Annotated in this window: 12 protein-coding genes; all 12 read right to left on the bottom strand. The window is 44.0% G+C overall.

Going from position 1 to position 12,949, the window contains the following annotated elements; all coding sequences use genetic code 11:
• Positions 1 to 2: 2 nt before the first annotated feature.
• The 12 genes from ACFVS1_RS07995 to ACFVS1_RS07940 all read right to left on the bottom strand — a co-directional run bounded on the left by ACFVS1_RS07995 (position 3) and on the right by ACFVS1_RS07940 (position 12,899).
• Complete coding sequence (locus ACFVS1_RS07995; protein WP_352922988.1) at positions 3 to 959, bottom strand: sugar kinase; 957 nt, start codon at positions 957 to 959, stop codon at positions 3 to 5.
• A 26-nt stretch (positions 960 to 985) separates the two neighbouring features.
• The gene (locus tag ACFVS1_RS07990) at positions 986 to 1,849 is read right to left on the bottom strand and encodes a fumarylacetoacetate hydrolase family protein (RefSeq protein ID WP_352922986.1); all 864 of its coding nucleotides are present in this window, start codon (positions 1,847 to 1,849) and stop codon (positions 986 to 988) included.
• A 14-nt stretch (positions 1,850 to 1,863) separates the two neighbouring features.
• The gene (locus ACFVS1_RS07985) at positions 1,864 to 2,823 is read right to left on the bottom strand and encodes a C-terminal binding protein (protein ID WP_387546238.1); all 960 of its coding nucleotides are present in this window, start codon (positions 2,821 to 2,823) and stop codon (positions 1,864 to 1,866) included.
• A gap of 66 nt (positions 2,824 to 2,889) precedes the next feature.
• Positions 2,890 to 3,837, bottom strand: a complete 948-nt coding sequence (locus tag ACFVS1_RS07980) for a U32 family peptidase (RefSeq protein ID WP_387546236.1) — start codon at positions 3,835 to 3,837, stop codon at positions 2,890 to 2,892.
• On the bottom strand, positions 3,834 to 4,745 hold the full coding sequence (locus ACFVS1_RS07975) for a dihydrodipicolinate synthase family protein (protein WP_387546234.1): 912 nt from the start codon (positions 4,743 to 4,745) through the stop codon (positions 3,834 to 3,836). The genes ACFVS1_RS07980 and ACFVS1_RS07975 overlap by 4 nt, the downstream gene beginning before the upstream one ends.
• Before the next feature lie 17 nt (positions 4,746 to 4,762).
• Positions 4,763 to 5,911, bottom strand: a complete 1,149-nt coding sequence (dgoD, locus tag ACFVS1_RS07970; RefSeq protein ID WP_352922976.1) for a galactonate dehydratase — start codon at positions 5,909 to 5,911, stop codon at positions 4,763 to 4,765.
• Between the two features lie 68 nt (positions 5,912 to 5,979).
• Positions 5,980 to 7,449 carry an alpha-ketoglutaric semialdehyde dehydrogenase GucD gene (gene gucD, locus ACFVS1_RS07965; protein ID WP_387546231.1) on the bottom strand — a complete coding sequence of 490 codons (1,470 nt, stop codon included), beginning with the start codon at positions 7,447 to 7,449 and terminating at the stop codon, positions 5,980 to 5,982.
• Positions 7,450 to 7,471: 22 nt separating this feature from the next.
• On the bottom strand, positions 7,472 to 8,629 hold the full coding sequence (locus tag ACFVS1_RS07960; protein ID WP_387549244.1) for a UxaA family hydrolase: 1,158 nt from the start codon (positions 8,627 to 8,629) through the stop codon (positions 7,472 to 7,474).
• Positions 8,630 to 8,633: 4 nt separating this feature from the next.
• A complete protein-coding gene (locus ACFVS1_RS07955; protein ID WP_352922971.1) occupies positions 8,634 to 8,933 on the bottom strand; it encodes a UxaA family hydrolase in 300 nt (99 codons plus the stop codon).
• Between the two features lie 11 nt (positions 8,934 to 8,944).
• On the bottom strand, positions 8,945 to 9,832 hold the full coding sequence (locus tag ACFVS1_RS07950) for a fumarylacetoacetate hydrolase family protein (protein ID WP_387546227.1): 888 nt from the start codon (positions 9,830 to 9,832) through the stop codon (positions 8,945 to 8,947).
• A gap of 31 nt (positions 9,833 to 9,863) precedes the next feature.
• Positions 9,864 to 10,631, bottom strand: coding sequence for an IclR family transcriptional regulator (locus tag ACFVS1_RS07945; protein WP_352922965.1), 768 nt, complete (start codon positions 10,629 to 10,631; stop codon positions 9,864 to 9,866).
• A 63-nt stretch (positions 10,632 to 10,694) separates the two neighbouring features.
• Positions 10,695 to 12,899 (bottom strand): dihydroxy-acid dehydratase domain-containing protein, encoded by a 2,205-nt coding sequence (locus ACFVS1_RS07940; RefSeq protein ID WP_387546223.1) that lies wholly within the window; start codon positions 12,897 to 12,899, stop codon positions 10,695 to 10,697.
• Between the last annotated feature and the right edge of the window lie 50 nt (positions 12,900 to 12,949).

Raw genomic sequence — 12,949 nt, 5'->3', positions numbered from 1 at the left:
TTCTACCTCCTCACATCATCTGCGCCGCCACTCATGAACCATTCGAGGTCGGCACGGACCGGCAAACCCTCAACATCGCCATTTACCATCGTTGCCATTGCACCCATGGCATTTCCACGCCTTGCAGCTTCATCTAGCGGCAGTCCATCAAGCAGTCCGGAAAGTACACCGGATGCAAAAGCATCACCAGCACCGATGGGATCAATGACCCGTTCCACATAAAATCCAGGAACGTATGTTTTCGGTACAGACGGGGCGGAAATTAAAGAGCCTTCTTTGCCCAATTTCAGTAAAACTGTTTCGACACCGAGATCATGAAAAATATCGACTAATTTCTCCGGAGTATGGGAACCGAATAAAAATTCGGCTTCGGCCACTCCAGGCATGACGATGTCACTTTCCGAGGCATACTTCGTTATGAAGTGACGTGCTTCATTTTCATCACCCCATATTTTCAAGCGAATATTCGGATCAAAGACGATTTTTGTTCCAGTTTCTTTAGCCATGCGGATCGCTTTATCCATGAGCGACTGACATGAAATCCCGAGTGCAGGGGTAATCCCGGTAATATGGAGATAAGCAGCGTCTTGAATGGCAAGATCAGATAGTAATTCAGCCGTCATTTTACTTGCTGCCGAATCTTTCCGATAATAATAAACCCGTGTATCATTCAGCCGTCTGAATTCTTTAAAAAAGACTCCGGTAGGCGCATCGGGGTCCCGTGTCACATACGAAACATCAACGCCTTCACCGCGAATGAAAGATTGCACGGCATCACCAAATTCATCCTCACCGAGCCGGCTTATCCAACGTGAACTATGACCGAGGCGGCTTAATCCGATCGCGACATTGGATTCCGCACCGCCAAATTTCATCGAAAAAGATCTGCCGTGGCGAAGCGGCCCTTCTTCATTTGGGGTAAACATTGTCATTGTTTCTCCGATGGTTACAACATCCATATCATCATCATCTTCTTTCTCTCTTGTCAGGCTTTTACGTAATTAGAAAGTGTGCCGATCCCCTCAATACTGACGTTCATCCGGTCACCGTTTTTCAACCAGATTTTCGGATTCCGTCCCATTCCAACGCCAGGTGGCGTGCCTGTTGCAATCAAATCACCTGGCATTAGTGTCATGGACTGTGATAAAAATGATATGATTTTCGGAACCGTGAAAATTAGGTTACTTGTATTTGAATCCTGCATAATTTCACCGTTTAATTCAAGAGAAATTGCTAAATTGTGAGGATCCCCCACTTCATCTTGTGTAACGACAACAGGACCAAATGGAGCAAATGTGTCCGCCGTTTTGCCTCTTGACCACTGGCCGTCCTGAAATTGCAAATCTCGGGCGCTTATATCATTCATAATCGTGTAGCCAAAGACGTAGTCATCAGCCTCTTCTTCTGACACATGTTTAGCTTCTCTTCCAATGACAAACGCAAGCTCTGCTTCAAAGTCGACCTCGTTTGAATTAATCGGGATTTCAATTGGATCATTATGTCCGGCAATGGCATTAGCATATTTCGAAAAAATGACCGGTGATTCAGGAGGCTCCATCCCGGTTTCCTTGCAATGATCAAAATAGTTAAGTCCTACGCAAATGATTTTATCCGGCTTTGCGATTGGCGGCAGGATATTTACTTCTGACAGTTTGAATATTGCATCATCATTTACCCGTTGCTCGATTAACTGTTCAGCACGTGAGCGTAACTCGCTGCCTCGTTCTATAAATTTTTTCATGCAAGCAGGAAATTCTTCTGGACCGAGAGCCGTTAAGCTAATAATTTGGTCATCTTTAACTAGACCGATGTGCTGTTCGTTTTGCACGGAAAAAGTTGCTATTTTCATATTTTTCCCCTTTCTTATGTTATTGCATATGGTGTTTTTTCTCCTTTTAAGACCTGAACGATATTTCTTGCTGCTTTTTGACGAAGTTCCACCATCGCTTCCTCAGAATACCAGGCGCTGTGCGGCGTAATGATGACATTGTCCATTGTGAGTAGCGGGCTATCGATTCGGACCGGTTCATTTTCTGTCACATCAAGTGCAGCACCTGCAATTATCCCTTTTTCAAGTGCATTGGAAAGTGCTTTTTCATCGATTATCGGTCCACGTGCCGTGTTAATGATGACCGCATTACTCTTCATTTGATTAAGGCGCTTCTCATTGATCAGGTGGTATGTATCATCAATTAAGGGCACATGGATCGACAAATAATCGGCTACACTTATAATTTCGTCAAGATCCATTTTTTGAACCCCTACAGCAGCCATGTCTGCCTCCGATACGAAAGGATCGTAAGCAGCCGTTTTAAAGCCGAGCGGTTTCACCTTTTCAATAAAACGGCGCGGAATCCGGCCAAAGCCTAGAACCCCAACCGTTTGTTCGTTAAAACGATGAATCGGGACACACACTTTAAAGTCCCAGTTACCATTTTTCACTTCCTTGTTTAACAGTGTCACTTTCCGCGCCGACGAAAGTAAAAGTGCCAATGCATGATTCGATACTTCTTCCATGCCATAATCCGGTACATTGGCGACAATAATCCCCTTTTCTTTAGCCGCATGGAGATCAATTGTATTGACGCCAACACCATAACGGGAAATGATTTTCGTGTTTTCAAGCGAATCAATAACTCGGCGTGAGATAGGAGCATATTGATTTAAGATTGCATCCGCTTCTTTTGCCTGCTCCATTACTTCTTCTTCCGTCTTGCATTGCGCTTTGATGAAATGGATATCCAGACCGCTTTCTTGAAAAACCTCTTCTTCATATTGCAAATGCTCAAATTCGTAATCCGTTAATAATATTTTAAAGGGCATTGGGCTCCACTCCTTTATAGTAATAAACACCTGAATTTAAGAGGGGTTTACTCTTGTTAAAATTTTCTATTTTGCTGCTGACTTTTTGATTCTCGCAATTCCGAGTCCTTCTGCACCGAGTTTCGATGTTTTTGCTTCAGGATAGTATCGTTTGATCATTTGAATACCAATTGCGGCACGGCGTACACGTTCTTGAGCGAGTGAGATGTTCGTACTTTCCCATTGTTTCCCTGAAGGGTATACATCAGGATGATTACGTAGACCAAATTTAATATATACAGGCGCCAATACACGGATAATTTCCGGTATTTCATAATAGCGAAGAAAGCCGCCGAAGGTATCAGGCACTTCAACGTATAAATCAATTGGAATGTTTATTGATTGTCGGATCGCTGCAAGTTTAGACAGCGTTAATGCAGGTGGGACGTTGTAGGTATCCGCTCCGATGTCTTCCATTAATTTAACGGATACTGGATTGGCCGAACCCATTTGAACCGATACTTTAACAACAAAGTCTTCCGGAAGCTGTCCGTATTTTTTCATTTCTTTCGTTAAAAGCAGGAGTCCTTCATCCGCAACTAACGCACCGCGTAGACCAAGTGCAGCTCCTCTTTTCAAGTCTTCCATGGCATAAACAAGCTGGTCGGAACCTTCATGGCGGATTCCCTGAGATTTACCTCCTGGCGTAAGCGGACCCGCACTGACATCCCATGAACCCCTGGGACCGACAAACAAACTGAGCTCCATGCCTCGCTCTGCTGTCATTTCACACATTTCTTTAATTTCCTCATCCGTTTGAAGCATGATGCCGCTGCCCTGAGAGACCCGGTGAATAGTCAAACCAAGTCGGTCAATTTCTTTCAATGTTTCTTTTAGGGCAACTGGACCTTCTACACTTGGTAATTCAATGCGGTATTGAGCTCCATCTGGAAATGTTTTCGTTGATGTAGGAAGTTCTTTAAGATCAGTAGATGGGTAGCCTAATTGTTCGAGCAAGTCGCGTGATTCTTTCATTTTTGGACGCCTTCTTTCACATCTATATTTTTTAAGAGAGCAGCTACTTTGTCACTCAAATCAGCAGGGTATACATCGCATGGTGCACGGTGTCCAGCCGCAACGTCAAACCAGCGCTGATGAACGGCTTCTTTCATGGCTGTAAAAAATGTCGGACCGTAATTGTACAAATCCATCAGTTTTGAAATCACTTGATGATTTTTCTGCGCTTCAGCGAGATCCCCTTTATGATACGATTCATATAAATGTACGGATATTTCCGGAGCAAAGACTGCGCTTCCATTAATGCTCCCAGCTGCACCAATCATTCGAGCCGGAAGCAAATGCTCGTCAAACGCGGAGAAGACTCGAAAATCACTGCGAACTTTCTTCACTTCCGCCAGCACTTGACGAAGGTGTCCGAAATCGCTGACCGTCTCTTTAATACCCGCAATGTTTGAATGATCTTGGGCCAATTTTTTAATCAATTCGATTGATAAATTTTGTCCGGTCAAGAGCGGTATGTTATAAATGAAAACTTGCAGATTAGTATGATTCGCTACGCTGGAAAAATGTCGGTATATTTGCTCGTCAGACAGCTTCCAGTAATACGGGTTGACTACGAGAACGCCGTTCGCTCCATGTTCTTCCGCATAAGAAGTCAGTTCATGCACCTCTTTTAATGCGGTATGTCCGACTCCGACCATAACTGGCACTCGTTTGTTAATATGCTTGATCATTTCGCGTACATATAATTTTCTTTCTTCTGTTGTAAGTGATGAGAACTCACCTGAACTACCCATCAACAAAATACCGTCAATATTCCGTGAGATTAATAGGTCGATATACCTTCTATTCAACTCCATATCCAAGTTCCCCGTTTCATCAAATAAGGTGACTACGGGTGGAATGATGCCATGAAAGTCCATTATTTTTCCTCCTTTTATTACCATTCAGCGATACTCCCGTCTTCATTACGCCAAATTGGGTTTTTCCAATTATGTCCGGTCTCTGCTGCCTGCTTCACTTTTTCTTCATCAATTTCGACTCCAAGACCCGGTTTATCCGGTATGTTCACATACCCATTTTCATAATCGAATAATTCTGGATTTTTCATATAATCGAGAATGTCCATGCCTTCGTTGTAATGAATACCAAGGCTTTGCTCCTGAATAATGAAATTCGGTGTCGTTGCGTCCAAATGAATGGATGATGCAAGAGTCATCGGACCGAGCGGGCAGTGCGGCGCAATCGCTACATCATACGCTTCTGCCATTGCGGCAATTTTTTTTCCTTCTAAAATACCACCAGTATGAGACAGATCTGGCTGAATTATATCGACATAACCATCTTGAAGTAGCTGCTTAAAGCCCCAGCGTGTATACATTCTTTCTCCCGTCGCAATCGGACACGTAGTATGCCAGGCAATCTCACGAAGTGCTTCATTGTTTTCCGGGAGCACCGGTTCTTCAATGAACATTGGACGGTATGGTTCGAGTTCTTTTACAATCACCTTTGCCATCGTTTTATGAATCCTCCCGTGAAAATCCACACCGATGCCAAAGTCTTTGCCAACCGCTTCCCTGATGGAAGCAACGCGTTCGATGACCGCTTCTACTTTTGAAAAGCTATCTATGTAATTCATTTCTTCTGATGCGTTCATTTTGACAGCAAGGAAGCCCTCATTCTGTTTTTCAATTGCGGCAGCAACGACATCCACCGGTCGATCTCCTCCAACCCATGAGTACACTTTAATTTTTTGACGTGCTTTGCCGCCAAGCATTTGGTATACAGGAATATCGAAGTATTTTCCTTTTATATCCCATAGTGCCTGCTCAATGCCGGAAATAGCACTCATTAATATTGGGCCCCCGCGGTAAAATCCACCTCGATAAAGTGTTTGCCAGATATCTTCAATGTCGTTCGGGTTTCTCCCGATCAAATAATCGGTCAGTTCTTTAACTGCTGATTTAACCGTTTCAGCACGTCCTTCCACAACAGGCTCTCCCCATCCGGATATGCCTTCATCCGTATCGATTTTTAAAAACAGCCAGCGGGGCGGGACTTTGTATAAAGAAATTTTTGTGATTTTCATCAAGCACCTCGCAATGTTTTTTTGGAGGAAAGAGAGGTTTTCAAACATGGAAACCTCTCTTTCTCTTATTAAGAACCTTTAATGAAAACCGTTTTTATGGCTGTATAAAATTCTTTCGCCGCCTCACCTTGCTCTCGCGAACCCGTGCTTGATGCTTTCATGCCTCCGAATGGGGCCTGCAGCTCTACGCCCGCGCTTTCTGCGTTAATGCGGACAAGCCCTGCCTCAATTTCATCGATGAAATCTAGAATCGAGCTAATATTTGATGTGAAGATTGATGCACTCAATCCGTATTTCGTATTATTTGCCATGTCAATCGCCTCGGCAAGATCGGTTGCTTTCATAAGCGCGATAACCGGTCCAAAAATTTCTTCCTGTGCTATCACCATATCCGTCGTCACGTCTTCAAAAATCGCAGGTGTGATGAAAAAGCCCCTATCGTAGTCTCCGCCAGTTAATATCTCCCCGCCATGTATTAGTTTTGCACCCTCTTGCTTGCCTTTTTTAATGTACTCTGTCACCGTATTGAACTGGCTTTCGCTTGCACATGGGCCCATCCAAATACCCTCTTGAAGACCGTTGCCGACTGTAATTTCCGCTGCTGCTTTTACCAGTTTTTGTTTAAATTCATCATAGACGGACGATTCAACGACAACACGGCTTGAAGCTGTGCATTTCTGGCCGGAAGAACGAAATCCACCGCTGATGACCGCCTCGACAGCTTGGTCGATGTTCGCATCTTTCGTTACGATGACTGGATTCTTGCCACCCATTTCAAGCTGATATTTTATCCCGCGGGAAGAAGCTGATTTTGCTACGCTCTGACCGACACTTTCAGAACCAGTAAATGTGATTGCATTTAAAAGCGGATGATCTATGAGTCCTTGACCGATGATCGTTCCCTTACCAGTAATGAAGTTCACTACTCCCTCGGGGAATCCTGCTTTTGTAAAGCATTCCATCACTTTCGCTGCTGTAACGGCTCCTTCCGTAGCGGGTTTCCATACGATTGTATTGCCATATACAAGGGCTGGAGCCATTTTCCAGATGGGAATGGCAACCGGGAAGTTCCATGGCGTGATGATCCCGACAACACCAAGTGGGGAGCGTTTTGTAAACATTAGGGCATCTTTATCGGATGATGGTATAACATCTCCGTCTTTCCTCATCCCTTCCCCAGCATAGTAACGGAGGATTGCCACACCTCGAGCCGTTTCACCTTTTGCTTCAGGTAACGTTTTACCCATTTCACGAGTCATGGTTTCGGCAATCTCATCTAGGTTTTCTTCCAATATATTGGCCGTTTTGAAAAGGATTTGTCCACGTGCAGACTGCCCGAGCCTGCGCCAATCCCTCTTTGCCTTATGTGCAGAAGCTACAGCCTTGTTTAAGTCATCTCCGGTTGAGCTTTGAACGTAGCCAACCGGTCCTTTGTCCGCAGGATTAATGCTTTCGATTGTATTTCCAGAAGATGCATCCACCCACTCATTATTAATGAAATTTTTATATGTCTTTGTTGCAAATGTAGTTGATATCATAATCTTTAGCTCCTTTTCGTTTTTAGAATGTCGGTCCAATTCTCCATATACCGAAGTCATGCTGCTTTAATATCTCGGCTTTTGTTAGCTTACCGTTAGAAACATGTTGAATTTCTTCCATGATGCGCCTGCCCACTTCATCGACGGTTTCTAAACCATCGACGATCGTACCAGCATTTAAATCCATATTTTCATTCATCCTGTCAAACATTGGTGTATTAGTTGAGATTTTTATGACGGGTGAAATAGGAGAACCCGTTGGCGTGCCTCTTCCACTTGTAAAGAGAACGATTTGGGCACCGCCTGCGACCATCCCCGTCAATTGCTCAATGTCGTGGCCAGGCGTATCCATCCATACAAGTCCTTTTTTTGTGGGTACCTGCGCATAATCAATGACCTCTTCCAGTCTGGTTGTGCCTGATTTTGTCGCTGCCCCCAGTGATTTTTCTTCGAGAGAGCTGAGACCTCCCTCAATGTTTCCCGGACTCGGATTTCCGGTCCGGATATCTACGCCCATTTGAATCGAGCGGTCTTCCATCATTTTAATAACCGCATAAGCTTTTTTGGCTACCTGGTCGTTTGCCGCACGGTTAGCAATCAAATGCTCTGCACCGATGAGTTCTGTCGTTTCCGCTAATATTGCGGTCCCCCCCTGCTGAACAACCAAATCGCTTGTACGTCCGACTGCCGGGTTAGCCGATAAGCCTGAGCATGCATCCGACCCACCGCATTCTGTGCCGACAATCAGCTCGCTAAAATCACATAATTCCCGTTGCACCATCGAGGCATCCTGGACCATTTTGACCGCAATTTTAGCTACTTCAGCAATAGTTTGAAGAGTGCCGCCATGTTCCTGAATCGATACCGTTTCCACTGGTTTACCGCATTTGGCAATTTCATCTCCAATACGGTGCGCCTGATGTGTTTCACAGCCAAGTCCGAGTACTATGACGCCATATACATTTGGATTCATGCCCATTCCCGCATAGGTTCGGGCCGTTTGATCATAATCAGAGCCCACTTGCGCACAGCCATGCTGATGAATGAATGTGACGGTTCCGCTCACCAATTCTGTAACTCGCTGAGCTGTTTGAGTTGCGCATGTTATCGTTGGCAAAATCAGTACATGATTCCGGACACCGACGCGGCCATCAGGACGGCGGTAGCCCCAAAACTCCATTTTTTCATTCAGCAATTTTGTCACCCCTTCCCCTCTTTCCTTCTAAATTGTGTACGTGAACATGTGCACCAGCGGGAATAAAAGCAGAGGCTGCACCTATGACTTCCCCATATTTAATTATGTCTGCTCCTTGTTCGATGGCTTTGACTGCGAACTTATGGCCAAAACGGATCGGCTCAATAATGGGTACGACAAGTTCTTCAATGCCTGTCTTCACAACTACTGATGTGTTTCCAGGGATTTCGGATAAAGCGACAGCTACACTATCTTTCGTACTTAAGTAAAGTGTTTTATACTCGCTCACTTTGTCACCCCTTAAATGGTTTGAACTGATTTACTTTGGATAACCGGGTTGTTCAATACTCCAATCCCTGGTATTTCGATTTCGATTCTGTCATCGCCTTTCAATGTAAATTCATTTGGCGGAACCACGCATGTACCTGTAAGTAAAACTGATCCGTCAAAAACAGTGTTATCTAAGACTAAATAGTCGACAAGCTCTTCCAATTTTCGTTTCAGTTGGTTTACTTTCGCTTCACCTTCAAATACTTTTTCTTCATTTCGATAAATACGGCACATTATTTTAAGCTCATATGGATCCAAAACAGCCTCTTTTAACAAGATGGCTGGTCCTATGGAGCAAGAATTTTTCCATACCTTTGCCTGGGGAAGATAAAGCGGATTTTCACCTTCAATATCACGGCAGCTCATGTCATTACCTGCGATATATCCGAGTACAGTTCCCTCTTTATCGATGACCAGACCAAGCTCCGGCTCCGGAATTTGCCATTTTGAATCTGAACGCAAGTATACCGGATCATTCGGACCCACGGTTCTTGCTGCAGTCGATTTAAAGAAAATCTCAGGACGCACTGCATCATATACTTTGTCATAGAATGTTTGGCGGTCCAGCTTACCTTGCGTAGCTTCGTAGTTACGTGCTTCCTTGCTTTTTTTATAGGTAACGCCAGATGCCCATACTTCCGGTGCGTCGATAGGAGTTGTTAATTGAAGACCTTCCAAAGGCTGCTGTTCCCCTCCGGCGACAATTTGTTTTACAATATCAAACGACGTTCTGTTATCCTGGCGTGCCGTTGTAATCAACGACATAAAATCCGTAAATGGAAGGTCCACCACATTGTTTTCGTTTGTCACGGCAGCAAGTTGTTTATTATTTTCTTTTACATAGCGAATAATTCTCATTTTCCAGTTCCTCCTATATGGCAGGCCTCATTTATATTTTTTGATATTCATAACCGAGCTCCTGCGAAATTTTACTGCTGCATTCCTTTAAGAGACGTACATAATACTCACGTGTTTCTTCATTTACTTTAGAAGCAGGCATCGATACACTCATTGCTGCAATTACCTTACCTGAATAATCTTTTATTGGTACAGCAAGACAGAAAATGCCCGGTTCGTTTTCTTCATTATCCATTGAATAGCCATTAATGCGTGCTTTTTCGATTTCTGCTAAAAACTGGTCCTTGGATCTAATCGATCTTTCGGTTGGTCCAGTATAATCATAGCCGTCCAAGAGCAAATCCAGTTCACTATCCGTTTTGGTTGCAACAAGAGATTTACCAACAGCACTCGTATGAATCGGAACACGTCGGCCGATACGGGAATAGAGGACCGTTACCCCAGTGCCCTCCACTTTATCGACATAGACACCTTCCTGCCCGTCTAATATGACAAGGTGCAGCGTTAAATTCGTTGTTGCTGAAAGCCATTCAAGGTGTTTTCTTGCTACTTTGCGCAAATCGAGATGGGTCACAACAACGCTTCCCCTCTCCAATAGCTTTAATCCTAGCGAGTATTTTCCATTTTCTTCGCCCTGTGAAATATAGTGATGCTCCTGTAAGGTTTTTAAAAGTGAATGAACCGTACTTTTATGTAAATTCATTCGTTTGCTTATCTCTGTGATAGTTAATTCACGCTCACGCTCATCAAATAAATCCAATATTTTCAAGGCACGCTCCACCGATTGGATGATAGGCATCGTTCCTCACTCCTTTTATCATTCTGTCTACCTTTATCTTATCGGATTTATGACGAGCATTCCTCACTTTATTTCTATTTTATTTTCCTGGATTATAATATCTTGTTCATAATCATGTACCGCATCCTCAATGACAGCGATTGGAACAACACCATTAGCTGCATCTGTATGTCCAAACATCCTGTTGCTGGCCGCAACCATTTTTTGTCTAACTTTCATCCGCTGCTTGCGTTCAACTGCCAATGATTGTCTTTCTTCTTTAATATGATCCGCAAAATCATGAATGACCTTTCCAGAATGAAGTTGAGTAGAATCGACAAAATCAATCCGTCGATCACGAAGCTGAAGGTGAATTACATCCCCTGATTTAAGTAAACCAATGCCGCCGCCTTCATACGCTTCCGGTGTCATATGTCCAATGGCAGCACCATATGTGACTCCTGAATAGCGGCCGTCGCTAATGATTGTAGCGATTTTCTTCATTACCCGATTTGCATTGATGTGTTGCATTGGTGTAAACATTTCTGGCATTCCGAATGCCACTGGCCCCTGCCCTGAGATAATAACCGCAATTTTCAATGTGCCTTCTTCAACCATTCTGTCAAATAGCTCCCCATAGGTAGCGGTTTTTAGAAGAGACCATTCCGGCTCATTATTGTATTTAAGAGATTCTAGCAATAGATTATGTTCGAAAAGCTTTTGCTCTTTTATTTTTGAAAGCAGATTTGAATCGAGCAGGCTTTTATTTGCATCATCTTCATTTTCGTAATAAAGGACAAATGCAAGCTTGTCGTCGAATTGGTCAAGCTGTGGTGTCGGCATTCCGCTGATTTTTACAACGGCACTTTCAAAGAAGTTTCCTTTTAATACATCAACACCGCTGAATCCACGGCGTGGATTGGATAAAATGACCTGATTTCCCTTTACATTAACCGCTTTTAGGCTACTTGTGATCGTAAGACGTTCTTTCCAAGTTTTTGCTGCGACAGTCGGCGCATCCTGATCCATTGGTACGCCATTCTCAATAAGTTCATGAAAAAGTGTTTCCATTCCTCTGCTATTCCCGCTGCAACACTGCATCGCAAGTGAATAAATGTCCCTTCCTTCTGTCAAACTGTAATCAAATAAGTCAGGAATTGGATGTGAATGATGAATGCGGTCAAGGTCCCATAAACTGAATTTGAATCCTGCATAAAGCATGCCTGCGACAATATGCATCATTAAGTTAGTAGAACCACCCGAAGCGCTGTGAATACGGATTGCATTTTTTATGTTCGCAGCGACAATGTTGGCCACGCCGTAGCGCTCTTCGTTTATCATGCCGGCAAAGCTATCAAGCACCGAGTTAATCTGGCGTTGTGTTGGTGGATCGGTCAACAGCTCCACTGCTGGATGAACGAGACCCATGCCTGCCACTAAATGACGTGAACTGTTCCCTGTACCATTGAAGGCACATACACCTCCCTGCCCGTCACAAGTTGCTACAGCAAGTCTCATTTCAAAGTATTTATGCTGTTCCTTCGTCAATATTCCTCGTTCATAGGCCCGTTCAAATACACCCTGAAATGCAGTATTCGATGAACATTGCAATATATATGCCATCGTATCTCGTAAATCAACGGCTACATCAGTAGCTCCTTTACTTTCCGCTTTTTTCGCAAGAGTTTCCAATTCTTCAATTACGTCAGCTGGAATCGAACCGCCTTCCAATACGTGAGCAGGTGCGAATGTTGCGAAAAAGGGTGCTTCACCACGGTTTCGGCGAACACGATCAACATGTGCGAGTGCACTTACAACACCAAGAGGCTGTTTATCACACCCTTGAATGACGAATGCACCATGATAACTGTGAGCTTCTAGCTGGTTGACTACCATTTGTGCAACCGCATTTCTGCTTTGGAGAGAGTAACTCATTCCTTGGTTGCTTTGCGCAGTGCCATCACACATCACCGGTGTTGAGAAATGAAACGGAACGCCGCCGTTTTGCCAGATCCGGATTGCTGCCCGTGCTGACGTTTGGTAATCCATTATATGGGCCGGATGATCGGAGGAACCACCGATTATTGCGATACGCGGGGCATTCCTCTCTAGCCGCATATAAATTTCTTCAAGCGTCCAATCAGGCTTCCCCCCTTCATACGTAGAGCCAAGCGTCAGCTTCGAACGATCCAACAATCCTGCAACTGTAATGGGTTCATTTGCTTTTCCCTGCACATTATCGCGGTAAGGGTTTATCCCGTTATCAATTAGTGGATATAGGTGTGTCATTTCAGCACTCCTTTTCTGATTTCAAATGAATTCTTCCATTCTCTAAAAAT

Source organism: Peribacillus sp. NPDC058075, from assembly GCF_042885195.1.
GTDB lineage: Bacteria > Bacillota > Bacilli > Bacillales > DSM-1321 > Peribacillus.
This window is presented reverse-complemented; position numbering and strand designations above follow the sequence as displayed.